Source organism: Amycolatopsis albispora (genome assembly GCF_003312875.1).
Lineage (GTDB): Bacteria > Actinomycetota > Actinomycetes > Mycobacteriales > Pseudonocardiaceae > Amycolatopsis > Amycolatopsis albispora.
On record NZ_CP015163.1, the window covers coordinates 7,210,647 to 7,236,295 of the forward strand.

General features: G+C 69.1%; 36 protein-coding genes. All 36 read left to right on the forward strand.

Annotation, left to right across the window (positions count from 1 at the left end; all coding sequences use genetic code 11):
- The first annotated feature begins 58 nt into the window (after positions 1-58).
- The 36 genes from A4R43_RS34220 to A4R43_RS34395 all read left to right on the forward strand — a co-directional run bounded on the left by A4R43_RS34220 (position 59) and on the right by A4R43_RS34395 (position 25,410).
- Positions 59-1,219, forward strand: a complete 1,161-nt coding sequence (locus tag A4R43_RS34220; protein ID WP_205215127.1) for an inositol-3-phosphate synthase — start codon at positions 59-61, stop codon at positions 1,217-1,219.
- Between the two features lie 5 nt (positions 1,220-1,224).
- Positions 1,225-2,073, forward strand: a complete 849-nt coding sequence (locus tag A4R43_RS34225) for an SCO3242 family prenyltransferase (protein WP_113698066.1) — start codon at positions 1,225-1,227, stop codon at positions 2,071-2,073.
- Positions 2,070-3,509: an EboA domain-containing protein gene (locus tag A4R43_RS34230; RefSeq protein WP_113695874.1), complete on the forward strand. Its 1,440-nt coding sequence runs from the start codon at positions 2,070-2,072 to the stop codon at positions 3,507-3,509. The genes A4R43_RS34225 and A4R43_RS34230 overlap by 4 nt, the downstream gene beginning before the upstream one ends.
- A complete protein-coding gene (locus A4R43_RS34235; protein ID WP_113695875.1) occupies positions 3,509-4,372 on the forward strand; it encodes a TatD family hydrolase in 864 nt (287 codons plus the stop codon). Before A4R43_RS34230 ends, A4R43_RS34235 begins: the two co-directional genes overlap by 1 nt.
- Positions 4,369-5,457, forward strand: a complete 1,089-nt coding sequence (gene eboE, locus A4R43_RS34240; protein ID WP_113695876.1) for a metabolite traffic protein EboE — start codon at positions 4,369-4,371, stop codon at positions 5,455-5,457. The genes A4R43_RS34235 and eboE overlap by 4 nt, the downstream gene beginning before the upstream one ends.
- Positions 5,454-6,827 carry an alkaline phosphatase family protein gene (locus A4R43_RS34245; protein WP_113695877.1) on the forward strand — a complete coding sequence of 458 codons (1,374 nt, stop codon included), beginning with the start codon at positions 5,454-5,456 and terminating at the stop codon, positions 6,825-6,827. Before eboE ends, A4R43_RS34245 begins: the two co-directional genes overlap by 4 nt.
- 16 nt (positions 6,828-6,843) lie before the next feature.
- Positions 6,844-7,848, forward strand: coding sequence for a sugar phosphate isomerase/epimerase family protein (locus A4R43_RS34250; protein WP_113695878.1), 1,005 nt, complete (start codon positions 6,844-6,846; stop codon positions 7,846-7,848).
- 10 nt (positions 7,849-7,858) lie between these two features.
- Complete coding sequence (locus A4R43_RS34255) at positions 7,859-8,707, forward strand: sugar phosphate isomerase/epimerase family protein (protein ID WP_113695879.1); 849 nt, start codon at positions 7,859-7,861, stop codon at positions 8,705-8,707.
- Between the two features lie 97 nt (positions 8,708-8,804).
- Positions 8,805-8,954 carry a hypothetical protein gene (locus tag A4R43_RS34260; protein ID WP_162788242.1) on the forward strand — a complete coding sequence of 50 codons (150 nt, stop codon included), beginning with the start codon at positions 8,805-8,807 and terminating at the stop codon, positions 8,952-8,954.
- A 553-nt stretch (positions 8,955-9,507) separates the two neighbouring features.
- Positions 9,508-9,882, forward strand: a complete 375-nt coding sequence (gene rpsL / locus A4R43_RS34265; RefSeq protein ID WP_003102113.1) for a 30S ribosomal protein S12 — start codon at positions 9,508-9,510, stop codon at positions 9,880-9,882.
- The gene (rpsG, locus tag A4R43_RS34270) at positions 9,882-10,352 is read left to right on the forward strand and encodes a 30S ribosomal protein S7 (RefSeq protein WP_009072291.1); all 471 of its coding nucleotides are present in this window, start codon (positions 9,882-9,884) and stop codon (positions 10,350-10,352) included. The genes rpsL and rpsG overlap by 1 nt, the downstream gene beginning before the upstream one ends.
- A gap of 63 nt (positions 10,353-10,415) precedes the next feature.
- Positions 10,416-12,515, forward strand: a complete 2,100-nt coding sequence (fusA, locus tag A4R43_RS34275) for an elongation factor G (RefSeq protein WP_113695880.1) — start codon at positions 10,416-10,418, stop codon at positions 12,513-12,515.
- 120 nt (positions 12,516-12,635) lie between these two features.
- Positions 12,636-13,829, forward strand: coding sequence for an elongation factor Tu (gene tuf / locus A4R43_RS34280; protein ID WP_113695881.1), 1,194 nt, complete (start codon positions 12,636-12,638; stop codon positions 13,827-13,829).
- 369 nt (positions 13,830-14,198) lie between these two features.
- Complete coding sequence (gene rpsJ / locus A4R43_RS34285; protein ID WP_003883485.1) at positions 14,199-14,504, forward strand: 30S ribosomal protein S10; 306 nt, start codon at positions 14,199-14,201, stop codon at positions 14,502-14,504.
- Positions 14,505-14,535: 31 nt separating this feature from the next.
- Positions 14,536-15,192: a 50S ribosomal protein L3 gene (rplC, locus tag A4R43_RS34290; RefSeq protein ID WP_113695882.1), complete on the forward strand. Its 657-nt coding sequence runs from the start codon at positions 14,536-14,538 to the stop codon at positions 15,190-15,192.
- A complete protein-coding gene (rplD, locus tag A4R43_RS34295) occupies positions 15,189-15,878 on the forward strand; it encodes a 50S ribosomal protein L4 (protein WP_113695883.1) in 690 nt (229 codons plus the stop codon). Before rplC ends, rplD begins: the two co-directional genes overlap by 4 nt.
- Complete coding sequence (gene rplW / locus A4R43_RS34300) at positions 15,875-16,186, forward strand: 50S ribosomal protein L23 (RefSeq protein WP_113695884.1); 312 nt, start codon at positions 15,875-15,877, stop codon at positions 16,184-16,186. The genes rplD and rplW overlap by 4 nt, the downstream gene beginning before the upstream one ends.
- Positions 16,187-16,200: 14 nt before the next feature.
- Positions 16,201-17,034, forward strand: coding sequence for a 50S ribosomal protein L2 (rplB, locus tag A4R43_RS34305; protein ID WP_113695885.1), 834 nt, complete (start codon positions 16,201-16,203; stop codon positions 17,032-17,034).
- An 18-nt stretch (positions 17,035-17,052) separates the two neighbouring features.
- Positions 17,053-17,334, forward strand: a complete 282-nt coding sequence (gene rpsS / locus A4R43_RS34310) for a 30S ribosomal protein S19 (protein ID WP_003102083.1) — start codon at positions 17,053-17,055, stop codon at positions 17,332-17,334.
- Between the two features lie 33 nt (positions 17,335-17,367).
- Positions 17,368-17,781: a 50S ribosomal protein L22 gene (gene rplV / locus A4R43_RS34315; protein ID WP_113695886.1), complete on the forward strand. Its 414-nt coding sequence runs from the start codon at positions 17,368-17,370 to the stop codon at positions 17,779-17,781.
- Positions 17,781-18,641, forward strand: a complete 861-nt coding sequence (rpsC, locus tag A4R43_RS34320; RefSeq protein ID WP_113695887.1) for a 30S ribosomal protein S3 — start codon at positions 17,781-17,783, stop codon at positions 18,639-18,641. Before rplV ends, rpsC begins: the two co-directional genes overlap by 1 nt.
- A 1-nt stretch (position 18,642) precedes the next feature.
- A complete protein-coding gene (rplP, locus tag A4R43_RS34325; RefSeq protein ID WP_113695888.1) occupies positions 18,643-19,062 on the forward strand; it encodes a 50S ribosomal protein L16 in 420 nt (139 codons plus the stop codon).
- Entirely contained in the window at positions 19,062-19,316 is a 255-nt protein-coding gene (rpmC, locus tag A4R43_RS34330; RefSeq protein ID WP_113695889.1) for a 50S ribosomal protein L29, read from the forward strand. The genes rplP and rpmC overlap by 1 nt, the downstream gene beginning before the upstream one ends.
- Positions 19,313-19,600: a 30S ribosomal protein S17 gene (gene rpsQ, locus A4R43_RS34335; RefSeq protein ID WP_113695890.1), complete on the forward strand. Its 288-nt coding sequence runs from the start codon at positions 19,313-19,315 to the stop codon at positions 19,598-19,600. The genes rpmC and rpsQ overlap by 4 nt, the downstream gene beginning before the upstream one ends.
- 89 nt (positions 19,601-19,689) lie before the next feature.
- Complete coding sequence (gene rplN / locus A4R43_RS34340; RefSeq protein ID WP_004558867.1) at positions 19,690-20,058, forward strand: 50S ribosomal protein L14; 369 nt, start codon at positions 19,690-19,692, stop codon at positions 20,056-20,058.
- A complete protein-coding gene (rplX, locus tag A4R43_RS34345) occupies positions 20,059-20,373 on the forward strand; it encodes a 50S ribosomal protein L24 (protein WP_113695891.1) in 315 nt (104 codons plus the stop codon).
- A complete protein-coding gene (rplE, locus tag A4R43_RS34350; protein ID WP_113695892.1) occupies positions 20,373-20,936 on the forward strand; it encodes a 50S ribosomal protein L5 in 564 nt (187 codons plus the stop codon). Before rplX ends, rplE begins: the two co-directional genes overlap by 1 nt.
- A gap of 4 nt (positions 20,937-20,940) precedes the next feature.
- Positions 20,941-21,126 carry a type Z 30S ribosomal protein S14 gene (locus A4R43_RS34355; RefSeq protein ID WP_113695893.1) on the forward strand — a complete coding sequence of 62 codons (186 nt, stop codon included), beginning with the start codon at positions 20,941-20,943 and terminating at the stop codon, positions 21,124-21,126.
- 85 nt (positions 21,127-21,211) lie between these two features.
- A complete protein-coding gene (gene rpsH, locus A4R43_RS34360; protein ID WP_113695894.1) occupies positions 21,212-21,610 on the forward strand; it encodes a 30S ribosomal protein S8 in 399 nt (132 codons plus the stop codon).
- Between the two features lie 15 nt (positions 21,611-21,625).
- Positions 21,626-22,162 (forward strand): 50S ribosomal protein L6, encoded by a 537-nt coding sequence (gene rplF / locus A4R43_RS34365; RefSeq protein ID WP_113695895.1) that lies wholly within the window; start codon positions 21,626-21,628, stop codon positions 22,160-22,162.
- Positions 22,159-22,566, forward strand: coding sequence for a 50S ribosomal protein L18 (gene rplR, locus A4R43_RS34370; protein ID WP_418190762.1), 408 nt, complete (start codon positions 22,159-22,161; stop codon positions 22,564-22,566). The genes rplF and rplR overlap by 4 nt, the downstream gene beginning before the upstream one ends.
- Positions 22,567-22,606: 40 nt before the next feature.
- Positions 22,607-23,251: a 30S ribosomal protein S5 gene (gene rpsE, locus A4R43_RS34375; protein WP_113695897.1), complete on the forward strand. Its 645-nt coding sequence runs from the start codon at positions 22,607-22,609 to the stop codon at positions 23,249-23,251.
- Between the two features lies 1 nt (position 23,252).
- The gene (gene rpmD, locus A4R43_RS34380) at positions 23,253-23,438 is read left to right on the forward strand and encodes a 50S ribosomal protein L30 (protein WP_113695898.1); all 186 of its coding nucleotides are present in this window, start codon (positions 23,253-23,255) and stop codon (positions 23,436-23,438) included.
- A complete protein-coding gene (rplO, locus tag A4R43_RS34385) occupies positions 23,435-23,881 on the forward strand; it encodes a 50S ribosomal protein L15 (RefSeq protein WP_113695899.1) in 447 nt (148 codons plus the stop codon). Before rpmD ends, rplO begins: the two co-directional genes overlap by 4 nt.
- Before the next feature lie 238 nt (positions 23,882-24,119).
- On the forward strand, positions 24,120-24,692 hold the full coding sequence (locus tag A4R43_RS34390; RefSeq protein WP_113695900.1) for a hypothetical protein: 573 nt from the start codon (positions 24,120-24,122) through the stop codon (positions 24,690-24,692).
- Between the two features lie 97 nt (positions 24,693-24,789).
- Complete coding sequence (locus A4R43_RS34395; RefSeq protein ID WP_113698068.1) at positions 24,790-25,410, forward strand: LysE family translocator; 621 nt, start codon at positions 24,790-24,792, stop codon at positions 25,408-25,410.
- Positions 25,411-25,649: the final 239 nt, after the last annotated feature.

Sequence of the window (25,649 nt, forward strand, 5' to 3'; positions counted from 1 at the left end):
GCGCCGATCGGTCGTCACCCACATCGGGCCGTCGTCTTTCGTGGAGAGGTGTTCTGTGATGTCCGAGCGAGCTATGCGCACCGGCCTGTGGCTGGTGGGGGCGAGAGGATCGGTAGCGACCACGGCCGCGGTGGGGCTGCTGGCGTTGCGCGCCGGGGTCGCCGGGCCGACCGGTTGCGTCAGCGAGCTGCCCGCCTTCGCTTCGGTGCCGCTCCCCGCGTGGGACGACATCGTGCTCGGGGGCCACGACATCGTGCACACCCCGCTGGAGAAGCGAGCCGACCAGCTGGCCGACGCCGGCGTGTTCAGCCACGCCGTGCTCTCCGCCGTCCGGCCGGGCCTCACCTCCGTCGACGCCGAAATCCGCGACGGCTACCACCCCGCCACCCACACCGGCTCGCAAGCTTCTGCGGGCAAAAGACTGTCGGAAGACATCCGATCGTTTGCTACCAGGCACAACTTGGAACGCGTGGTGGTCGTCAACGTCTCCTCGACCGAGGCACCCACCCCCGAACTCCCCGAGCACGCCGACCTCGGCCTGCTCGAAGCCGCACTCGAAGACCCGGCACGCGCGGTCCTGCCGCCCAGCTCCTTGATGGCCTATGCCGCCCTGCGCGCCGGGAGCCCCTACGTCGAGTTCACGCCTTCTGCGGGCATAAGCATGTCGGCCCTCCGCGGCCTGGCCGCTGACCTGGGGCTTCCGTACGCGGGCAGCGACGGCAAGACCGGCGAGACCCTGCTGCGGACCGTGCTCGCCCCGATGTTCACCTCGCGCGCGCTGCGCGTCCGGTCGTGGTCCGGAACCAACCTGCTCGGCGGCGGCGACGGGGAAACCCTCGGCGACCCGACCAAGGTCAACAGCAAGCTGGAGTCGAAGGGCCGCGGCCTGGCGGCGCTGCTCGGCGAGGAGGTCACCGCGCCGCTGCACATCGACAACGTGCCGGACCTCGGCGAGACCAAGACCGCGTGGGACAACGTGTCCTTCGAGGGCTTCCTCGGCGCGCGCATGAACCTGCAGTTCACCTGGACCGGCTACGACTCGGCGCTGGCCGCGCCGCTGGTGCTGGACCTCGCCCGGTTCACCGCGGCCGCGCACGCCGCCGGGCAGTCGGGCCCGCTGAGCGCGCTGGGCTTCTTCTTCAAGGACCCGATGGGCAGCGACGAGCACCGGTTCGCCGAGCAGACCCGCCTCCTGCACGAGTGGGCGGGCACCCTGTGAGCCGGATCCGCACCCTCGCCGAACTGGTCCGGGCCCCCGCCGCCCTCACCGTCCTCGGCGACACGGTGGCCGGAGCTTCTGCGGGGAAAAGCCGGTTGCGGGGGCGGAAGTTGTTGCTGCCCTTGGCATCCGCGTCCTTCTACTGGGCGGGGATGGCGCTGAACGACTGGGCGGATCGCGAACTCGACGCGGTCGAGCGGCCCGAGCGCCCCATCCCGTCCGGCCGGATCTCCGCCAACGAGGCGCTGGCCACCGGCGGCGCGCTGACCGTCGCCGGGCTGGGCCTTGCCGCGCTCGGCGGCGGCAAGCAGGCGCTCAAGGTCGCCGTGCCGCTCGCCGGCGCGGTCTGGGCCTACGACACCGTGCTCAAGCCGACCCCGGCTGGCCCGCTCGGCATGGCGGTCTGCCGCGCGCTCGACGTCCTGCTCGGCGCGGGCGGCAACACCCGCGCGGCGGCCCCGGCGGCCGCGGCGATCGGCGTGCACACGCTCGGCGTCACCGCGCTGTCCACCGGCGAGGTCCACGGCGCTTCGCCGAACACCGCCAAAGCGGCACTGGCCACCAGCAGCGCGGCCACCGCGCTCGCGGTCAGCGGGCCCGCGCACAGCGGCTGGCACCGGCTCGCCTCGCTCACCGCGGGCTCCGGGTACGCCGGGTTCGTCGGCCGCGCGCAGGCCGAGGCGGTTTCCGACCCGTCCGCGAAAGTTGTGCGCAACGCCACCAAAACCGGCATCCACGGCATGGTCCCGCTGCAGGCCGCCATCGCCGCGCGCGGCTCGATCGTGGGCGCCGCGCTCGTCGCCTCGGTGCTGCCGATCGCGCGCAAGCTGTCGAAGAAGGTGAGCCCCACATGACCTTCTCGCTCGGATACGGCACGAACGGCTTCGCCAACCACCGGCTGCTCGACGCGCTCGCCGTGATCGCCGACCTCGGGTACACGGGCGTCGCGCTCACGCTGGACCACGACCACCTCAACCCGTACGCCGACGACCTGCCGAAGCAGCTCGACCGCGTGGCCGCGCGGCTGTCCTCGCTCGGCCTGAACCGGGTGGTGATCGAGACCGGCGCGCGCTACCTGCTCGACCCGTGGCGCAAGCACCACCCGACGCTGCTCTCGGACGACCCGGCGCCGCGGCTGGGCTTCCTGGAGAAGGCGATGCGGATCGCGGCCGAGCTGAACGCGGACTGCGTCTCCTTCTGGTCAGGCGTCAAACCAAAAGAGCTGGACGATGCCACCGCCGCCTCCCGCCTGCGTGAAGGCCTCCAGAACCTGCTTTTGCCCGCAGAAGCTTTGGGGGTCCGGGTGGGCATGGAGCCGGAGCCCGGGCACTTCGTGCAGCACCTGCGGCAGGTGCTGGATCTGCGCGAGCAACTCGGCAACCACGAGCTGTTCGGGGTCACGCTCGACGTCGGCCACTGCGTCGCGGTCGAACCGGTCGACGCCGCCGAGTGCGTGCGCCAGGCCGGTCCGCTGCTGTTCAACGTGCAGCTCGACGACATGCTCCCCAAGGTCCACGAGCACCTCGAGTTCGGCGAAGGGCAGCTCGACCTGCCCGCGACGCTCGCCGCGCTCGACGAGATCGGCTACGAGGGACTGGCCGCGGTCGAACTCCCGCGGCACAGCCACGCCGCCCCCGAGGTCGCCGCGCGGGCCTTCCGCGCGCTGAACCTTGCTTTGCCCGCGAAAGCCGAACACCCCTGGGTCGCCGACGCGCTGGTCAAGATCCGGGAGAAGCCCGCCGCGATCGGCACGCTGTTCCCGGCCGCGGGCCGCGGGGTCGGCCGTACCCCGGTCGACGCCGACACCGATCCGCAGGGTCTCGTCCACGGCACCCTCGATGACCAGGCCCGCGTCCGTCTGGTCACCGAGCTGAACCTGCTTTTGCCCGCAGAAGCATGTGCGGCCGAGCTGGCGGAGTTGTACCGGTACGGCGACGACGCCGAGCGCCGCGGGGTGCTGCGTGGGCTGAACGCGCTGGACCACCCCGATGACAACGTCGTCGGCACCGGGCTCCAGCTGGTCGCCGACGCCCTGCGCACCAACGACACCCGGCTGGTCGCGGCTGCCATGGGCGCGTTCGCCGGCCGTCACCTCGACGCCCACTCGTGGCGCCACGGGGTACTGAAATGCCTGTTCACCGGGGTTCCCCTGGCGGCGGTCGCGGAGCTGGACCGCCGGATCGACGATGAGCTGCGCCGCATGGTCTCGGACTACGCGGCGGAGCGGAGCGCGGCGGGCCGCGAAGTGCCCGCGGACGCGCTCGCCATCTTGGAAAGGGGAGAGCACTGATGCGGATTTTCGACCCGCACATCCACATGACCTCGCGCACCACCGACGACTACGAAGCGATGTACGCCGCCGGGGTCCGCGCGCTGGTCGAGCCCGCCTTCTGGCTCGGGCAGCCGCGCACCAGCGTCGGCTCGTTCACCGACTACTTCGACTCGCTGATCGGCTGGGAGCGGTTCCGCGCCGCGCAGTTCGGCATCCGCCACCACTGCACCATCGCGCTGAACCCCAAGGAGGCCAACGACCCCCGCTGCCGCGAGGTGCTCGACGTGCTGCCGCGGTACCTGGCCAAGGACGGGGTGGTCGCGGTCGGCGAGGTCGGCTACGACTCGATGACCCCGGAAGAGGACGACGTGTTCGCGCGCCAGCTCGAGCTGGCCAAGGAGCACGAGCTGCCGGTCATGGTGCACACCCCGCACCGCGACAAGCTCGAGGGCACCAAGCGCACGCTGGCCGTGGTGCGCGAGTCCGGCATCCCGATGGAGCACGTGCTGGTGGACCACCTCAACGAGGTGACCGTGGGCGTCGTGGCCGAGTCCGGCGCGTGGATGGGCTTCTCCATCTATCCCGACACCAAGATGGACGAGCACCGGATGGTGGCGATCCTGCGGGAGTACGGCCTGGAGCGCAAGATCGTCAACTCGGCCGCCGACTGGGGCCGCTCGGACCCGCTGAAGACGCTCAAGACCGGCCAGGCGATGCTCGCCGACGGGTACGAGGAGTCCCATGTGGACACCGTGCTGTGGCAGAACCCGGTCGACTTCTACGCGCAGAGCGGCAGGCTGACCCTGGACCCGCTGCCGGGGTTCAGCGGCGAGGCGAGCGAGTTCCAGGGCAACTCGGTGCTCCGGGGTGGCCGCAAGTGATCTCGTACTGCACCAACGTGCATCCCGCCGAGGACCTCGGCGGGATCCTGGCGCAGCTCGACCGCTACTCGGTGCCGGTGCGCGAACAGTATGGGGAAGACCGGCTGGGCGTCGGGCTGTGGCTGGCCGCGCCGGTCGCGCGCGGGCTCGCCGAGGACCCGGCGGCGCTGGCGAAGTTCCGCGCCGAGCTGGACGCGCGCGGGCTGGGCGTGTGCACGCTCAACGCCTTCCCGTACGGCGGTTTCCACGACGAGGTGGTCAAGCAGGCCGTCTACCATCCGAAGTGGACGGACCCGGCGCGGCTGCGGTACACGCTCGACTGCGTGACGGTGCTCGGCGGGCTGCTCGCCGACGACGCGGTGTACGGCAGCATCTCCACCCTGCCGCTGGCCTGGCGTGAGCCGTGGACGCCGGTCGACGACGCCGTCGCCACCACCGCGCTGACCGACCTGACCAGGGCGCTGGCGCAGAGCGAGCGGCCGGTCAGGCTGGCCGTGGAGCCGGAGCCGGGCTGCGTGCTGGACACCGTCGCCGACGCGCTCGGCTGGCTGTCCGGCCGCGTCGACCCCGCGCACATCGGGCTGTGCCTCGACACCTGCCACCTCGCCGTCTCGTTCGCCGACCCGGTGGACACGCTGCGCCGGATCGCCGACGCCGGGCTCGACGTGGTGAAGGTGCAGGCCTCGGCCGCGCTGCACGTCGCCGACCCGGCCGCCGAGGACGCCCGAGCCGCACTGGCCGCCTTCGCCGAGCCGCGGTACCTGCACCAGGTGCGCGAACTCGCCGAGGACGGCACCGTGCTGGCGTCGGACGACCTGCCGTCGGCCACGGCCGAACTCCCCGCGCACGGACCGTGGCGCGTCCACTTCCACATGCCGTTGCACGCCGCCCCGCCCGCGCCGCTGACCAGCACCACCGACGTGCTGACCGCGGTGCTCGCCGAACTCCGCGGTGAGCCGCACATCGAGGTCGAGACCTACACCTGGAGCGTGCTCCCGGGTGGCGGGGACGACCTCGCCGGTGGCATCGCCGCCGAGCTGCGCTGGGCGCGCGACCGGCTGACCTCCCGAAAGGCAACTTCATGAAACCCCTCGTGGTGCTCGACGTCGTCGGGCTGACCCCCAAGGCGCTGCGGCACATGCCGCGGCTGTCCGCGCTGGCCAACGACGGCTGGCGGGCCGAGCTGGGCACCGTGCTGCCCGCGGTCACCTGCAGCGCGCAGTCCACCTTCCTCACCGGGCTGATGCCGGCCCAGCACGGCATCGTCGGCAACGGCTGGTACTTCCGGGACCTCGGCGAGATCTTCCTGTGGCGGCAGCACAACCGGCTGGTGCAGGGCGAAAAGCTGTGGGAGACCGCGCGGGCCGCGCATCCCGGGTACACCTCGGCGAACGTGTGCTGGTGGTACGCGATGGGCATGACCACCGACGTCACGGTCACGCCCCGGCCGATCTACCACGCCGACGGCCGCAAGTCGCCCGACGCCTACGTGCGCCCGGTGGAGCTGCACGACCAGCTGACCAGCGAGCTGGGCGAGTTCCCGCTGTTCCAGTACTGGGGCCCGACGGCCTCGCTGACCTCGAGCAAATGGGTCATCGGCGCCACCCGCAAGCTTCTGCGGGAAAAAGCACCGGACCTGCTCCTGGCCTACGTGCCACACCTGGATTACGACCACCAGCGCTTCGGGCCGGACCACCCGCAGTCGGCGGTCGCCGCGCGTGAGCTGGACAACGCGCTGGCCCCGCTGCTCGACGACGTCCGCAACCGCGGCGCCACCGTGGTCGCGCTCAGCGAGTACGGCATCACCAACGTCAGCCGCCCGATCGACATCAACCGCGCGCTGCGCCGCGAGGGCCTGCTCGAGGTCTACACGCAGGCGGGCATGGAGTACCTCGACCCGTGGACCTCGCGGGCCTTCGCCGTCGCCGACCACCAGGTCGCGCACGTCTACGTGCGGGAGGACGCGGACCTGGAGCGCGTGCGGTCCATCGTCGGCGAGCTGACCGGCGTGGACGAGGTGCTCGACCGCGAGGCGCAGGCCCGCTACGGCCTGGACCACGAGCGCGCCGGCGAGCTGGTCGCGGTCGCCGACCCGGAGTCGTGGTTCACCTATTACTACTGGACCGACGACAACCGCGCGCCCGACTTCGCGCGCGGCGTGGAGATCCACCGCAAGCCGGGCTACGACCCGGCCGAGCTGTTCTTCGACCCGGCCGACCGGCTGGCCAAGGCCAAGGCGGGGTTGAACCTGGCGAAGAAGTTCGCCGGGCTGCGGTACGCGATGAACGTGGTGCCGACCGATCCGCGCTGGGTGCGCGGCTCGCACGGCAGGCTGCCCGACTCGGCCGAGGACGGTCCGGTGCTGCTCTGCTCGGACAGCGCCTTCGAACCGGCCGGACGGCTGTCCGCCACCGACGTGCACCCGCTGCTGCTGTCGCTGCAAGGACTCAAATAAGAAGGAGTAGCTCACCATGAGTCGTCCGATCACGCTGTTCACCGGTCAGTGGGCGGACCTGCCGTTCACCGAGGTCTGCAAGCTCGCCTCCGAATGGGGTTACGACGGGCTGGAGATCGCGTGCTCTGGCGACCACTTCGAGGTCGACCGCGCACTGTCCGAAGAGGACTACGTGCCGAAGCGGCTGGAGCTGCTCGAACAGCACAACCTGAAGGTCTGGACCATCTCGAACCACCTGGTCGGCCAGGCCGTCTGCGACGACCCGATCGACGAGCGGCACCAGGCCATCGTGCCCAGCCGCATCTGGGGTGACGGGGAGCCGGAGGGCGTGCGGCAGCGCGCGGCCGCCGAGCTCGCCGACACCGCCAGGGCCGCGGCGAAGCTCGGCGTGGACACCGTCGTCGGCTTCACCGGCTCGAAGATCTGGAAGTACGTGGCGATGTTCCCGCCGGTCTCGCAGGCCGTCATCGACGACGGCTACGAGGACTTCGCCAACCGCTGGAACCCGATCCTCGACGTGTTCGACGAGGTGGGCGTGCGGTTCGCGCACGAGGTGCACCCGTCGGAGATCGCCTACGACTTCTGGACCACGAAGCGGGCGCTGGAGGCGGTCGGCAACCGCCCGGCCTTCGGGTTGAACTGGGACCCGTCGCACTTCGTCTGGCAGGACCTCGACCCGGTCGGCTTCATCCTCGACTTCGCCGACCGGATCTACCACGTGGACTGCAAGGACACCCGGAAGCGGTTCGACGGCCGGAACGGGCGCCTCGGCTCGCACCTGCCGTGGGCGGACCCGCGGCGCGGCTGGGACTTCGTCTCCACCGGGCACGGCGACGTGCCGTGGGAGGACTGCTTCCGCGCCCTGAACTCGATCGGCTACTCGGGGCCGATCTCGGTGGAGTGGGAGGACGCCGGCATGGACCGGCTGCGCGGGGCGGCCGAGGCCGTGACCTTCCTGCGCGGCCTGCTGTTCGACAAGCCCGCGGCGGCGTTCGACGCCGCGTTCAGCAACCAGAAGTGAGGTTCATCTGATGGTCGACAGAAACCTTTCCCGCCGTTCGATGCTGCGTGGCGCGGCCGGTGCCGCGGTGGCGGGCGGCGCGATGCTGGCGCTGCCGGGGATCGCCTCCGCCGGCGGTGGACACGGACACGGCAGCATCCCGCTGCACCGGATCAGCGTGCAGCTCTACACGCTGCGGTCGCTGCTGGAGAAGGACCTCGAAGGCACGCTCGGCGCGCTGGCCGACATCGGCTACCGCAACGTGGAGATGGCCGGGACCTACGGGCGCAGCGCGGCCGAGTTCCGCAAGATCCTGGACAAGCACCGCCTGCGCGCGACGTCGAGCCACATCGGCATCGACGGCGACGTGAACAAGCTCATCGAGGACGCCAAGACGCTGGGGCACCGGTACTCGGCGGTGCCGTGGGCCAAGTACGAGACGAAGGCCGAGTGGCAGGCCTTCGCCGAGCGGCTGGACCAGGCGTCGAAGGCGTTCGCCAAGGCGGGCATCCGGTTCGGCTACCACAACCACGACCACGAGTTCGCGCTGGTCGAAGGCGTGCGGCCGTTTGACATCCTGGCCGAGGGCACGAGCAGGCGGTACACGCACTTCGAGGTGGACCTGTACTGGGCGGTGGTGGCCGGGGTGGACCCGGTCAAGCTGTTCTGGGAGCAGCGCGGGCGGGTGCTGCAGTACCACGTCAAGGACCGCGGCGCGGACGGCGGCTGGGCGGACGTGGGCACCGGGAACATCGACTTCCGGAAGATCTTCGACGGCACTCCCGGCATCCGGGAGTACATCGTGGAACACGACAATCCGGCCGATCCGCTCAAAACCGCCAAGGTCGGCTTCGATTATCTCCGGAAAGTCCGGTTCTGAGTTCCATTGGGCGGTAGCGGCTGCGGGCGTCTCCTGGTGGCGTGATCGGCCCGCGTAGCGTGGCGCGGGTTGCAGCAGGCGACACGAGGAGGGCGCTGTGAACACCGAGCAGAACGAATGGACGGAGCCGGTGCCGGAGGCAACCGGCCGCCGCGCGGCCCCCGAGGGCGCGCCCCGGCACCCGCTGATCGACCTCAGCCGGGACCCGAACCCGGGCCGGCCCGATCACGCCAAGCCGGAGGACTGAACCCCGGTCGACGAGTGGGGCGCCACCGCAGCAGCGGCGGCGCCCCACTCTTCTTTTCACCCCGCCAAGATCATCCCCACCCCCGCCGCGGACCACGCGGCTTCTGCGGGGAAAAGCCGGTTGTGGCCGTCTGACCTGCGCAAACGTCGGGTCCCTGTGCCCCCGAACCTGCTTTTGCCCGCAAAAGCAGGTGGCCGGCGGGCGGTGGGGGAGGTGGTGACGCGGCCGGTGGGAATCCGCCGCGCCCCGCCGCCGAAGCGCTAGACTGGGTGGTCCGCCCCCTGATTCGACCCCCCGATTGGGAGCTGCCCATCGGGCCGGGTATCTTTGATGACCGTGCCCGGCACATGTCGGGCCGCTCCGTGTGCCGTCAGGCGCCGGGCGGGACGCGCGCAGCGCTCGCTTGGCCGTCCGGGCGGGCTGGCGAGCACAAGCAGTTCCACGGAAACCCCGACGGGAAGTTTGCGGGTCGTGACGACCCAAACGCGGGCCGACACGCCCGACCGCGGGGGCCGGGGAGAAACAAGCAAGATCGCGACAGAAAGCTGGTCCATTGCCCACGATCCAGCAGCTGGTCCGCAAGGGCCGCCAGGACAAGGCTGCCAAGCAGAAGACCGCGGCCCTCAAGGGGAGCCCGCAGCGGCGTGGCGTGTGCACCCGCGTGTACACCACGACCCCCAAGAAGCCGAACTCGGCGCTGCGCAAGGTCGCTCGTGTGAAGCTGACCAGCGGCATCGAGGTCACCGCCTACATCCCCGGTGAAGGCCACAACCTGCAGGAGCACTCGATGGTGCTCGTGCGCGGCGGCCGGGTGAAGGACCTGCCGGGGGTCCGTTACAAGATCATCCGCGGTTCGCTCGACACGCAGGGCGTGAAGAACCGCAAGCAGGCGCGCAGCCGGTACGGCGCGAAGAAGGAGAAGAGCTAATGCCCCGCAAGGGTCCGGCCCCGAAGCGGCCATTGATCTCCGACCCCGTCTACGCCTCGCCGCTGGTCACCCAGCTGGTGAACAAGGTGCTCAAGGACGGGAAGCGGTCCCTGGCCGAGCGCATCGTCTACGGCGCGCTCGAAGGTGCTCGCGAGAAGACCGGCACCGACCCGGTCGTCACGCTGAAGCGCGCGCTCGACAACGTGAAGCCCACCATCGAGGTGAAGAGCCGCCGGGTCGGTGGCGCCACCTACCAGGTGCCGATCGAGGTCAAGCCCGGCCGCTCGACCACCCTTGCCCTGCGCTGGCTGGTCTCCTTCTCGCAGCAGCGCCGCGAGAAGACCATGATCGAGCGCCTGCAGAACGAGCTCCTCGACGCGAGCAACGGCCTCGGGGCCAGCGTCAAGCGCCGCGAGGACACGCACAAGATGGCCGAGTCCAACAAGGCGTTCGCCCACTACCGCTGGTGACGTCCGCCCGGCTGTCGATCAAAGCCAGCCCGGGCCCCAAGCTTGAGACAGGGGAACACTGCAGTGGCACGTGACGTGCTGACCGACCTGAACAAGGTCCGCAACATCGGCATCATGGCCCACATCGACGCCGGTAAGACCACCACGACCGAGCGGATCCTGTTCTACACCGGGATCAACTACAAGATCGGCGAGGTCCACGACGGCGCCGCCACCATGGACTGGATGGAGGAGGAGCAGAAGCGGGGTATCACCATCACCTCGGCTGCCACCACCACCTTCTGGGCCGACCACCAGATCAACATCATCGACACCCCCGGCCACGTCGACTTCACCGTCGAGGTGGAGCGTTCGCTGCGGGTGCTCGACGGTGCGGTCGCCGTCTTCGACGGCAAGGAGGGGGTCGAGCCGCAGTCCGAGCAGGTCTGGCGGCAGGCCGACAAGTACGAGGTCCCGCGCATCTGCTTCGTCAACAAGATGGACAAGCTCGGTGCGGACTTCTACTTCACCGTGAAGACCATCGAGGAGCGCCTCGGCGCCCGGCCGCTGGTCATCCAGCTGCCGATCGGCGCGGAGAACGAGTTCGAGGGCGTCATCGACCTGGTCCGCATGAAGGCGCTGACCTGGCGTGGCGAGGTCAAGAAGGGTGAGGACTACGCGGTCGAGGACATCCCCGCCGCGCTCGCCGACAAGGCCGCCGAGTACCGCGAGAAGCTGATCGAGGCCATCGCGGAGACCGACGACGCGCTGATGGAGAAGTTCTTCGGTGGCGAGGAGCTGACCGAGGCCGAGATCAAGGCCGGCATCCGCAAGCTGACGATCGCGCGTGAGGCGTACCCGGTGCTCACCGGTTCCGCCTTCAAGAACAAGGGCGTGCAGCCCATGCTCGACGCGGTCATCGACTACCTGCCGTCGCCGCTGGACGTCCCGGCCGTGGAGGGCACGCTGCCCGACGGCGAGACCCCGGTGAGCCGGAAGCCGTCGACCGACGAGCCGTTCTCGGCGCTCGCGTTCAAGATCGCCGCGCACCCGTTCTTCGGCAAGCTGACCTACATCCGGGTCTACTCGGGCAAGGTCGCCGCCGGCGCGCAGGTCATCAACGCGACCAAGGAGCGCAAGGAGCGCATCGGGAAGCTCTTCCAGATGCACTCCAACAAGGAGAACCCGGTGGACGAGGCCCAGGCGGGCCACATCTACGCGGTGATCGGCCTGAAGGACACCACCACCGGTGACACACTGGCCGACTCGCAGAACCCGGTCGTGCTCGAGTCGATGACCTTCCCGGAGCCGGTCATCCGGGTGGCCATCGAGCCGAAGACCAAGGCCGACCAGGAGAAGCTGTCGCTCGCCATCCAGAAGCTGGCCGAGGAGGACCCCACCTTCCAGGTCCAGCTGGATGAGGAGACCGGTCAGACGATCATCGCCGGCATGGGTGAGCTGCACCTCGAGGTGCTGGTCAACCGGATGAAGTCCGACTACAAGGTCGAGGCGAACATCGGCAAGCCGCAGGTCGCCTACCGGGAGACCATTCGCAAGACGGTGGACAAGCTCGACTACGTCCACAAGAAGCAGACCGGTGGTTCCGGTCAGTTCGCCAAGGTGATCGTCAAGCTGGAGCCGCTGGCGACCACCGACGGCGCACTCTACGAGTTCGACAACAAGGTCACCGGTGGCCGCGTCCCGCGGGAGTACATCCCCTCGGTGGACGCGGGCGCGCAGGACGCCATGCAGTACGGCGTGCTGGCCGGCTACCCGCTCGTCGGGTTGAAGTTCACCTTGCTGGACGGCGCGTACCACGAGGTCGACTCTTCGGAGATGGCGTTCAAGATCGCCGGTTCGATGGCGATGAAGGAAGCCGCGAAGAAGGCGAACCCGGTCATCCTCGAGCCGATGATGGCCGTCGAGGTCACCACGCCCGAGGACTACATGGGTGACGTGATCGGCGACCTGAACTCCCGCCGTGGCCAGATCCAGGCCATGGAGGAGCGCGCAGGCACCCGTGTCGTGAAGGCACTGGTTCCGCTGTCGGAGATGTTCGGCTACGTCGGTGACCTGCGGTCGCGTACCCAGGGCCGGGCGAACTACTCCATGCAGTTCGACTCCTACGCCGAGGTTCCCGCGAACGTCGCGAAGGAGATCGTCGCCAAGGCGACGGGGGAGTAACACCCCAAGCCCGCGGCCGTGCGGGTCCCGATCCGGGGCCCGCCCGGCCGACCAGATGATTCGCCGTCGACAGCCACGTCGTTCGGTGAGCAAGCTCAAAAAGTCCAGGAGGACATTCCAGTGGCGAAGGCGAAGTTCGAGCGGAGCAAGCCGCACGTCAACATCGGAACCATCGGTCACGTCGACCACGGGAAGACCACTCTGACCGCGGCGATCACCAAGGTTCTGCACGACAAGTACCCGGAGCTCAACGAGTCGCGGGCGTTCGACCAGATCGACAACGCGCCGGAAGAGAAGCAGCGCGGCATCACGATCAACATCTCGCACGTCGAGTACCAGACCGAGAAGCGCCACTACGCCCACGTGGACGCCCCCGGTCACGCGGACTACATCAAGAACATGATCACCGGTGCCGCCCAGATGGACGGCGCGATCCTGGTGGTCGCCGCGACCGACGGCCCGATGCCGCAGACCCGTGAGCACGTGCTGCTCGCCCGCCAGGTCGGCGTGCCCTACATCGTGGTGGCGCTGAACAAGGCCGACATGGTCGACGACGAGGAGATCCTCGAGCTGGTCGAGCTGGAGGTCCGCGAGCTGCTGTCCTCCCAGGAGTTCCCCGGCGACGACGCCCCCGTGGTGCGCGTCTCCGGCCTGAAGGCCCTCGAGGGCGACGACAAGTGGGCCGAGTCGGTTCTCGAGCTGATGACCGCCGTCGACGACAACGTGCCGGACCCGGTGCGTGACCTCGACAAGCCGTTCCTGATGCCGATCGAGGACGTCTTCACCATCACCGGCCGCGGCACCGTGGTGACCGGTCGGGTGGAGCGCGGCCAGGTCAACGTGAACGAAGAGGTCGAGATCGTCGGCATCCGCGAGAAGTCGACCAAGACCACCGTCACCGGTGTCGAGATGTTCCGCAAGCTGCTCGACTCGGGCCAGGCCGGTGACAACGTCGGCCTCCTGCTGCGCGGCATCAAGCGCGAGGACGTCGAGCGCGGCCAGGTCGTCGTGAAGCCGGGCACCACCACCCCGCACACGGAGTTCGAGGGCTCGGTCTACATCCTGTCGAAGGACGAGGGTGGCCGTCACACCCCGTTCTTCAACAACTACCGCCCGCAGTTCTACTTCCGCACCACCGACGTCACCGGCGTGGTGACCCTCCCCGAGGGCACCGAGATGGTCATGCCGGGCGACAACACCAACATCAGCGTTCAGCTCATCCAGCCGATCGCGATGGACGAGGGTCTGCGGTTCGCCATCCGCGAGGGTGGCCGTACCGTCGGCGCCGGCCAGGTCACCAAGATCAACAAGTGATTTCCACCTGAACCCGGGGGGCTGTTGACCCCGGGTTCAGGTCGTGAAATCGCCTGTGCGACACTATTCAGGTTGCTTCGTGATGGGGCGGCCGAACCCGATCCGGGTTGCGGCCGCCCTGTCACGAGAGCCGAGGTCCGCCGAGCTCTTCCTTCGGGTGAGGGTTGCGGGCAAGGGCCGCCCATGGCGGTGGCCCCCTCACGTTGAGGAAGACCAGGCAGGACGACGATCCCGAGGGATCCGTCTGTGCAGCGGGCGCGACACGCCCGACCGCGTGGACCGGAGACAGGGCCGTTGAACTGCGGAAACCGGGGCCTCAGGCCCGGGTTGAACAGATAGCGGCACGAGACGACAAGGAACGCAGCCACCATGGCGGGACAGAAGATCCGCATTCGGCTCAAGGCCTACGACCACGAGGCGATCGACGCCAGCGCGCGCAAGATCGTCGAGACGGTCACGCGCACCGGTGCCTCAGTCGTGGGCCCGGTGCCGCTGCCCACCGAGAAGAACGTTTATTGCGTCATCCGCTCGCCGCACAAGTACAAGGACTCGCGCGAGCACTTCGAGATGCGCACGCACAAGCGGCTGATCGACATCCTCGACCCGACGCCGAAGACGGTGGACGCGCTCATGCGCATCGACCTGCCGGCCAGCGTCGACGTCAACATCCAGTAAGCGTTTGGCGAGCGGCGGAGATAAGAGACTCATGTCTGACAGGCAAGTGAAGGGCATCCTGGGCACCAAGCTCGGCATGACCCAGGTCTTCGACGAGAACAACCGGATGGTTCCGGTGACCGTCGTGCAGGCCGGGCCGAACGTGGTCACCCAGGTCCGTACCCAGGACAAAGACGGCTACAGCGCCGTGCAGCTGGCCTTCGGCGCCGTGGACCCGCGCCGGGTCAACAAGCCGCGCACCGGCCACTTCGAGAAGGCCGGGGTGACCCCGCGCCGGCACCTCGCCGAGCTGCGCACCACCGACGCCGACGGCTACGAGGTCGGCCAGGAGATCACCGCCGAGGTGTTCCCCGCCGGTTCGGTGGTCGACGTCACCGGCACCACCAAGGGCAAGGGCTACGCCGGTGTGATGAAGCGCCACGGCTTCAAGGGCCAGGGCGCCAGCCACGGTGCGCAGGCCGTGCACCGCAAGCCCGGCTCGATCGGTGGCTGCGCCACCCCGGGCCGTGTTTTCAAGGGGCTCCGCATGGCGGGCCGGATGGGTTCCGCGCGGGTCACCACGCAGGGCCTGACCGTGCACGACGTGCGCGCCGACGAGGGCCTGCTGCTGATCAAGGGCGCGGTCCCCGGGAACAAGGGCGGTCTGGTTTTCGTCAGGACCGCCGCGAAGGGTGGTAACACCGAATGACCAGCGTCGAGCTGAAGACCCCGGCCGGTAAAGCCGACGGCACGATCGAGCTCCCCGCGGAGATCTTCGACGTGCAGGCCAACGTGCCGCTGATGCACCAGGTCGTGACGGCCCAGCTGGCCGCCGCGCGGCAGGGCACGCACGACACCAAGACCCGCGGCGAGGTCGCGGGCGGTGGCAAGAAGCCGTACCGCCAGAAGGGCACCGGTCGCGCCCGCCAGGGCTCGATCCGCGCCCCGCAGTTCACCGGTGGTGGCGTCGTCCACGGCCCCACGCCGCGCGACTACACCCAGCGCACCCCGAAGAAGATGAAGGCCGCCGCCCTGCGTGGCGCCCTCTCCGACCGGGCCCGCGCCGGCCAGCTGCACGTGGTCACCGAGCTGGTCAGCGGCGAGAAGCCGTCGACGAAGGCCGTGAAGACCGCGCTGCGCGCGCTGACCGAGGCCAAGCGGGTGCTCGTGGTGCTGCACCGCGACGACGAGCTGACCTGGCGCTCCGCGCGCAACCTCAGCTACGTGCACCTGATCACGCCGGACCAGCTCAACACCTACGACGTGCTGGTCAACGACGACGTGGTGTTCACCAAGTCCGCGCTCGACGTGTTCCTCGCCGGCCCCGCCAAGGGCAAGGGCGCCAAGGCCGTCGCGCGGTCGAGCGAAGTTGCCGAAGGGAGTGACGAGCAGTGAGTTCGGTCGCCATTCCTGACCCCCGCGACATCGTGCTCGCGCCGGTGATCTCCGAGAAGTCCTACGGGCTGCTCGAGGACCACAAGTACACGTTCGTGGTTCGCCCGGACGCCAACAAGACCCAGATCAAGATCGCCATCGAGCAGATCTTCGGCGTCAAGGTGGTCAGCGTGAACACGCTGAACCGCCAGGGCAAGCGCAAGCGGACCCGGTACGGCTTCGGCAAGCGCAAGGACACCAAGCGCGCCGTCGTGACGCTGTCCGCCGAGAGCAAGCCGATCGAGATCTTCGGCGGACCCGCCGCGTAAGGGACTGAGCAGACATGGGTATTCGCAAGTACAAGCCGACCACCCCCGGTCGCCGTGGTTCCAGCGTCTCCGACTTCTCGGAGATCACGCGGACCACCCCGGAGAAGTCGCTGCTGCGTCCGCTGCACGGCCGCGGCGGCCGCAACTCGTCCGGCAAGATCACCACCCGGCACAAGGGTGGTGGCCACAAGCGGGCGTACCGGCTGATCGACTTCCGCCGGCACGACAAGGACGGCATCCCGGCCAAGGTCGCGCACATCGAGTACGACCCCAACCGGTCGGCCCGGATCGCGCTGCTGCACTACGCGGACGGCGAGAAGCGCTACATCATCGCGCCGGAGAAGCTCAAGCAGGGCGACACCGTGGAGAACGGCCCCCGCGCCGACATCAAGCCCGGTAACAACCTGCCGCTGCGCAACATCCCGGTCGGCACCGTGATCCACGCGATCGAGCTCCGCCCCGGTGGCGGCGCGAAGATCGCGCGGTCGGCCGGTGCCAAGGTCCAGCTGGTGGCCAAGGACGGGCCGTATGCCCAGCTGCGGATGCCCTCGGGCGAGATCCGCAACGTGGACGTGCGCAACCGCGCCACGGTCGGCGAGGTCGGCAACTCCGAGCACGCCAACATCAACTGGGGCAAGGCGGGCCGTAACCGCTGGCGGGGCAAGCGTCCCACCGTCCGCGGTGTGGTGATGAACCCGGTCGACCACCCGCACGGTGGTGGTGAGGGGAAGACCTCCGGTGGTCGCCACCCGGTCAACCCGAACGGCAAGCCGGAGGGTCGCACCCGCCGCAACAAGCCGAGTGACAAGCTGATCGTCCGCCGCCGGCGTACCGGCAAGAAGCGCTGAGCAGGGAGGTAGAAGACTATGCCGCGCAGCCTGAAGAAGGGCCCGTTCGTGGATGACCACCTGCTCAAGAAGGTGGACGCGCTGAACGAGTCCGGCAAGAAGACGGTGATCAAGACCTGGTCCCGCCGCTCCACGATCATCCCCGACTTCCTGGGGCACACGATCGCGGTGCACGACGGCCGCAAGCACGTCCCGGTGTTCGTCACCGAGGCGATGGTGGGTCACAAGCTGGGCGAGTTCGCCCCGACGCGGACCTTCAAGGGTCACATCAAGGACGACCGCAAGTCCCGCCGCCGCTGAGCGGTGCGACAGACAGCAAAGAGGTAGCAAGCGATGAACGCCAAGGATGCGACGGTCGAGGCAGAACTGCCGACGGCCTTCGCGCGGGCTCGCTTCGTCCGGGACTCGCCGACCAAGGTGCGCCGGGTGATCGAGCTCATCAAGGGCCGCAGCGCCGCCGACGCCCTCGCCGTGCTGCGGTTCGCGCCGCAGGCGGCGAGTGAGCCGGTGGCGAAGGTGCTCGCCAGCGCCATGGCCAACGCCGAGAACAACCTCGACCTCGACCCGGACACCCTCTGGGTCAAGAACGCGTACGCCGACGAGGGTCCGACCCTCAAGCGCATCCGCCCGCGGGCCCAGGGCCGCGCGTACCGGATCCGCAAGCGCACGAGCCACATCACCGTCGAGGTGGAGTCGCGGCCGAAGGCCGACAAGAAGGCGAAGAGCAAGAAGGCAGGTGGCCGGTAGTGGGCCAGAAGATCAACCCGCACGGCTTCCGGCTGGGCATCACCACGGACTGGAAGTCCCGCTGGTACGCCGACAAGCAGTACGCCGAGTACGTGGCGGAGGACGTCAAGATCCGCAAGCTCCTGTCCACGGGCATGGAGCGGGCCGGCATCTCGAAGGTGGAGATCGAGCGCACCCGTGACCGGGTTCGCGTGGACATCCACACCGCCCGCCCCGGCATCGTCATCGGCCGCCGCGGCGCCGAGGCCGACCGGATCCGCGGTGCGCTGGAGAAGCTGACCAAGAAGCAGGTCCAGCTGAACATCCTCGAGGTGAAGAACCCCGAGGCGGACGCCCAGCTGGTCGCGCAGGGTGTGGCGGAGCAGCTGTCCAACCGCGTGGCGTTCCGCCGCGCGATGCGGAAGGCGATCCAGAGCTCCATGCGCTCCCCGCAGGTCAAGGGCATCCGCGTGCAGTGCGGTGGCCGCCTCGGCGGGGCCGAGATGTCCCGCTCGGAGCACTACCGCGACGGCCGCGTGCCGCTGCACACGCTGCGCGCCGACATCGACTACGGCTTCTTCGAGGCCCGCACCACCTTCGGCCGCATCGGCGTGAAGGTGTGGATCTACAAGGGTGACGTGGTCGGCGGGCTCAAGGCCAAGGAGGCGCGTGACGCCGCCGCGGCCGCCGAGCGCGCGCCGCGTCGCGACCGTGGCGACCGTCCGTCCCGCCCGCGCCGCTCCGGCGCGTCGGGCACCACGGCCACCTCCACGGAAGCGGGCCGGGCCGCCGCGGCGACCAAGAACGACACCGCCGCCGAGTCGGCGACCCCGGCTGCCGAGGGCACCACCCCGGCCGCCGCAGAGAAGACGGAGGGCTGACGTGCTCATCCCGCGCAAGGTCAAGCACCGGAAGCAGCACTCGCCGAAGCGCGCCGGTGCCGCCAAGGGCGGTACCAAGGTCAGCTTCGGTGACCTGGGGATCCAGGCACTCGAGCACAGCTACGTGACGAACCGGCAGATCGAGGCGGCCCGTATCGCCATGACCCGCCACATCAAGCGTGGCGGCAAGGTGTGGACCACCATCTACCCGGACCGCCCGCTGACCAAGAAGCCCGCCGAGACCCGCATGGGTTCCGGTAAGGGTTCGCCCGAGTGGTGGATCGCCAACGTCAAGCCGGGCCGGGTGATGTTCGAACTGAGCTTCCCCAACGAGGCCACGGCCCGCGAGGCGCTCCGCCGCGCGATCCACAAGCTGCCCATGAAGTGCCGAATCGTGACCCGTGAAGGTGGTGAGTTCTGATGGCGAAGGCAGGAGCCGCCGCGGCATCGGAGCTGCGTGAACTCACTGCGGAGGAGCTCGTGCTGCGCCTCAAGGAGGCCAAGGAGGAGCTGTTCAACCTCCGCTTCCAGATGGCCACCGGGCAGCTGGACAACAACCGCCGGCTGCGGGCCGTCCGCTCGGACATCGCCCGCATCTACACGGTGATGCGCGAGCGCGAGCTCGGGCTGTCCGTCTCCCCAGATGACGCTGAGAACGAAGAAGGTGCCGCATGAGCGAGCCGATCGCGGCCCAGGACAAGGCGTCCGGCCGCAACTACCGCAAGGTCCGTGAGGGCCTGGTCGTCTCCGACAAGATGGACAAGACCATCGTCGTCGAGCTCGAGGACCGCAAGAAGCACGCCCTCTACGGCAAGGTCATGCGGTCCACCACGAAGGTGAAGGCGCACGACGAGGAGAACACCGCCGGCATCGGCGACCGCGTTCTGCTCATGGAGACCCGACCGCTGTCGGCCACCAAGCGCTGGCGGCTCGTCGAGATCCGCGAGAAGGCCAAGTAAGCCGGGGGACTTCCCAAAGTTCCCTATCCGTTCCGCCAGGCTCACCCCGGCTCACGGGGTGAGAACCGGCGAGACATACAGGAGTTGACGTGATCCAGCAGGAGTCGCGACTGCGAGTCGCCGACAACACGGGTGCCAAGGAGATCCTCTGCATCCGCGTGCTCGGCGGTTCGGGGCGGCGCTACGCGGGTATCGGCGACATCATCGTCGCCACCGTTAAGGACGCCATCCCGGCTGCCGGGGTGAAGAAGGGCGACGTGGTCAAGGCCGTCATCGTCCGCACGGTGAAGGAGCGGCGTCGTCCGGACGGCTCCTACATCCGGTTCGACGAGAACGCCGCGGTGCTCATCAAGAACGACAACGAGCCGCGTGGCACCCGCATCTTCGGCCCGGTCGGCCGTGAGCTGCGCGATCGGAAGTTCATGAAGATCATCTCGCTCGCGCCGGAGGTGTTGTAAGTGAAGGTGAAGAAGGGCGACACGGTCGTCGTCATCGCCGGCAAGGACAAGGGCGCCAAGGGCAAGGTCATCCAGGCCTACCCGGAGCGGTCGCGCGTGCTGGTCGAGGGCGTGAACCGGATCAAGAAGCACACGCGGATCAGCCAGACCCAGCGCGGCGCGCAGTCCGGCGGCATCGTGACCCAGGAAGCCCCCATCCACGTGTCGAACGTGATGGTCGTCGACTCCGACGGCAAGCCGACCCGGGTGGGCTACCGCATCGGCGAGGACGGCAAGAAGGTCCGGATCTCGCGCAGGAACGGCAAGGACATCTGATGACCACCGCTGAGAAGATCGTGCCGCGTCTGAAGACGCGCTACCGCGAGAACATCGCGGGCGAGCTCCAGAAGGAGTTCGAGTACGCGAACGTGCACCAGATCCCCGGTGTGGTCAAGGTCGTGGTGAACATGGGCGTCGGCGACGCCGCCCGTGACAGCAAGCTGATCGAAGGCGCCATCCGTGACCTGGCCACCATCACCGGGCAGAAGCCCGAGGTGCGCAAGGCCCGGAAGTCGATCGCGCAGTTCAAGCTGCGCGAGGGCCAGCCGATCGGCGCGCGGGTCACCCTGCGCAACGACCGCATGTGGGAGTTCCTGGACCGGCTGCTGAACATCGCGCTGCCGCGTATCCGCGACTTCCGCGGGCTGTCGCCGAAGCAGTTCGACGGCAACGGCAACTACACCTTCGGTCTCAACGAGCAGTCCATGTTCCACGAGATCGACCCCGACTCCATCGACCGCCCGCGCGGGATGGACGTCACCGTTGTCACCACCGCCACCACCGACGACGAGGGCCGCGCGCTGCTTCGCAAGCTCGGCTTCCCGTTCAAGGAGAACTGAGCCGATGGCCAAGAAAGCACTGGTCCACAAGGCCGCGAAGAAGCCGAAGTTCAAGGTGCGCGGCTACACCCGCTGCCAGCGGTGCGGTCGCCCGCACTCGGTCTTCCGCAAGTTCGGGCTCTGCCGCATCTGCCTTCGCGAGATGGCGCACGCCGGCGAGCTGCCCGGCGTGAGCAAGTCCAGCTGGTAAGGCTTCCTTCAAGACTCCCAAGTTCGCCACAGGCCCCGCCACGATGGTGGCGGGGAACCAGGGCGAGAAAGGTTGACAGGTCACCATGACGATGACCGACCCGATCGCAGACTTCTTGACCCGTCTGCGTAACGCGAACTCCGCGTACCACGACGAGGTCGTGCTGCCCCACTCGAAGCTGAAGGCGAACATCGCCGAGATCCTCAAGCGCGAGGGTTACATCGCGGCCTTCCGCGACGAGCCGGGCGAGAAGCACAAGAACCTCGTGGTGCAGCTCAAGTACGGCCCGAACCGGGAGCGCAGCATCGCCGGCCTCCGGCGTGTGTCCAAGCCCGGTCTGCGCGTGTACGCCAAGTCCACCGAGCTGCCCAGCGTGCTGGGTGGCCTCGGCGTGGCCATCATCTCGACGTCCTCCGGTCTCCAGACCGACCGGCAGGCCAAGCGCAACGGCGTGGGCGGCGAAGTCCTCGCCTACGTCTGGTAAGGGAGGGGATCAGCAATGTCACGTATCGGAAAGCTGCCGATCACCGTTCCCGCCGGGGTCGAGGTGAAGATCGACGGGCAGCACATCTCGGTCAAGGGACCGAAGGGCACGCTCGAGCACACCATCGCCGAGCCGATCACCGCGGAGCTCAACGACGGGGTCATCGAGGTCAAGCGGCCGGATGACGAGCGCTCCAGCCGTGCGCTGCACGGGCTGTCCCGCACCCTGGTCAACAACCTCGTGGTCGGGGTGACCGAGGGCTACGAGAAGAAGCTCGAAATCCACGGCGTCGGTTACCGCGTGCAGGCCAAGGGCTCGGACCTCGAGTTCGCCCTCGGCTTCTCGCACCCGGTGCACATCGCGGCTCCGGAGGGCATCACCTTCAAGGTGGAGACCCCGACCCGGTTCTCGGTGTCCGGCATCGACAAGCAGAAGGTCGGCCAGACGGCGGCGGTCATCCGCAAGCTGCGCCGCCCGGACCCGTACAAGGGCAAGGGCCTGCGGTACGAGGGTGAGCGCATCCGCCGCAAGGTCGGAAAGACGGGTAAGTGATCATGAGCGACACGACTACGACGAAGCGCAAGCCGGTCGGCAAGGACGTCTCGACCCGCCGTCGCGTGGCCAAGACCCGTCGGCACTTCCGGCTCCGCAAGAAGATCAACGGGACTCCGCAGCGGCCGCGCCTGGCCGTGAAGAAGTCCTCGCGGCACCTGTCCGTGCAGCTGATCGACGACCTGGCCGGGCACACCCTGGCCGCGGCGTCGACCATGGAGGCGGACGTGCGCGCGGCCGACGGCGACAAGAAGGCCAAGGCCGCCAAGGTGGGCGAGCTGCTGGCCGCCCGCGCCAAGAACGCCGGGGTGACCAGCGTGGTGTTCGACCGGGGTGGCAACGCCTACCACGGCCGCATCGCCGCGCTCGCGGACGCCGCCCGCGAGGCGGGCCTGGAGTTCTGATGACGATGCAGTACATGCTGGTGAATGGAAGGAAAGCCTGATGCCGGGACGTACACGGCAATTCGGCGGTGGCCAGGGCGGTCCCGGCGGGCAGGGCGGCAACGACCGCAATGACCGCCGCGAGCGCCGGGACCGCCGCGACGGCGGCCGTGGCGGGGCGGCCCAGGAGAAGACCCCGCACCTCGAGCGCGTGGTGGCGATCAACCGCGTCGCCAAGGTCGTGAAGGGTGGTCGTCGCTTCAGCTTCACCGCCCTGGTCGTGGTCGGTGACGGCGACGGTCAGGTCGGCGTCGGCTACGGCAAGGCCAAGGAAGTTCCCGCGGCCATCGCCAAGGGCGTCGAGGAGGCGAAGAAGAACTTCTTCCGCGTGCCTCGGATCGCCGGCACCATTCCCCACCCGGTCCAGGGTGAGGACGCCGCCGGTGTGGTCCTGCTGCGTCCGGCCAGCGCCGGTACCGGTGTCATCGCCGGTGGTTCGGTGCGCGCGGTGCTGGAATGCGCCGGCATCCAGGACGTGCTGTCCAAGTCGCTGGGCAGCGACAACGCGATCAACATCGTGCACGCCACGGTGACCGCGCTGAAGAGCCTGCAGCGTCCGGAGGAGGTGGCGGCCCGTCGCGGCCTGCCGCTCGAGGACGTCGCCCCGGCCCGGATGCTGCGCCAGCGTGCTGGTCAGGGGGTCTGAGATGGCTCAGCTCAAGGTCACCCAGGTGAAGAGCAAGATCGGCACGAAGCACAACCACCGCGAATCGCTGCGCACCCTCGGGCTGCGCAAGATCCGGCAGTCGGTGGTGCGTGAGGACACTCCCGAGGTGCGTGGCCTGATCCACACGGTCCAGCACCTGGTGGAGGTCGAGGAGGTCAAGTCATGACGGCCATCAAGATCCACCACCTGCGCCCGGCGCCCGGCGCCAAGTCGGAGAAGATCCGCGTCGGCCGTGGTGAAGGTTCGAAGGGCAAGACGGCCGGTCGCGGTACGAAGGGTACGAAGGCGCGGAAGAACGTGCCCGTGCGCTTCGAGGGTGGGCAGATGCCCATCCACATGCGCCTGCCGAAGCTGCGCGGCTTCAAGAACCGGTTCCGCACCGAGTACCAGCCGGTGAACGTGGGCGACATCGCCCGCGTCTTCGCCGACGGTGGCAAGGTCGGCCCGGAGGAGCTGGCGGCCCGCGGCCTGGTCCGCAAGGGCAAGCTGGTCAAGGTCCTCGGCAACGGCGACATCAACGGCGTCAAGCTCGATGTCACCGCCGACGCCTTCTCCAACTCCGCCAAGGAGAAGCTCGAAGCCGCCGGTGGCTCCGCCACCACCAACTGACGCGCTTCTTCCCGCAAAAGGCCCGCCAGGTCCCCAGGACCCGGCGGGCCTTTTCACGTCCCCACCCCATCCCACCCCCATCACCCGGCTTTTGCCCGCAAAAGCCGCCACCCTGCTTTTGCCCGCAGAAGCTGCCACCCTGCTTTTGCCCGCGGAAGCAGGTCGGTGCCAGGATCGCGCCATGACGGATCAGCCGCCTCCACCTGAACCGGCCACTGTCCGAGACCAGCGCCGCGGCTTGAGCGTCCTCGTCACCCTGGCCGCGCTCGCCCTCACCGTCGCCGGGTCTTTCCTGCCGCTGTTCGTCAGCGTCGTGCCGGGAGTCGATGGCGCCGACGGTGTTGGTATCGCCGTCACCGGCTGGTCCGCCGAATCCGACGCGGCCGGGTTACCCGGCCTCGACGAAGGCAACGTCCTCGCGCCTTTCGCCCGCAACGGCGCCATGCTGGTCGTCGCCGCGGTGATCCTGGCGGGCGCCGCCGTGCTCACCGCGCGCTCCTTCAAAACCGCCGCGCTCGCGCCCGCCCGCGCCGCCTCGGTTGCGGCCGCCGCCTTCCTGCTCGCGACCGCTGGCTCGATCGGCACGCAGGCGATCGGCTGGACCGACCTGTTCTCGGCGACCGGCGCCCCGGCGGGCCCCGGGCTCGGCTACTGGCTCGTCGCGGCAGGCGCTGTCTTCGCCATCGTCGCCGCGATCCTGCTCAACCTCGATCCCCGGCCCGCTCCGCGCTCGGGCTCATCAGCCGACACCTCGACCCCGCGCTACGGCTTCCCCGTCCCCGAAAAGCCTTCCCCACCAGCCGAATCCTGACCCCGAACCTGCTTTTGCCCGCAGAAGCTCGGCGCGGGAAATCGCGCGCGCGGTGGGGTGGGGCGGCGGTATGGTCGCGCCGATCGGGAGGTGGGACATGGGCTGGCTGCTCGTCTTCTTCGGGGCGTCGACACTCATCGCGCTGACCCCGGGCGCCAACAACCTGCTCGGCCTGCACCACGGCATGGGTCACGGCCTCGGCAGCGCGCTCGTCGGCCTGCTCGGCAGGCTGGCCGCGTTCGTGCTGCTCATCGCGGCTGTCGCCGCCGGGCTCGGCCAGCTGCTCGCCGCCTGGGCGCCCGCACTCACCATCGTCAAGTGGATCGGCGTCGCCTACCTCGTCTACCTCGGCGTCCGCATCATCATCGAAGCCAGGCGTCTTTTGCCCGCAGAAGACGACTCGTCCCCGGCGCGCGGGGTGGCGGCGATCGCGCGCAAGGAGTTCCTGGTCGCCATCACCAATCCGAAGGCGGTGCTCATCTTCACCGCGTTCGTGCCGCAGTTCATCGATCCGGCCCACGGCCCGGTGCCCGCCCAGGTCGCGCTCCTCGGCGCGGTCTACCTCCTCGCCGAGTTCCTCGCCGGAACCGTCTACATCGTCGCCGGCACGTTGGTGAAGGCCGCCCGGATGAGCCTGCGCGCCCGCCGCAACATCGACCGCGGCACCGGCGTCGTGCTGCTCGGGATGGCGGGGCTGCTGGCGGGCTCCAGAACCTGAGTACTAGGCCACCCGGGTGGTTCCGCGAACTCTCCCTGTCCGCTCACAGCGGACAGAATCTCCCTGACCCCAGCACTTTCCGCCCGTTGTGACCGCGCTCACCGGTGAAGATCACCCGCCACGAACGGGTGACCAGCGCCTCTCGCGAGCAACCTCCCGAACGGCCTCCCAGCGAATAAGCCGCACACGGTGCCGCGCGCGATCCGGGTGCTGTTAGAGTCGGCGACACGCTTTGGGGC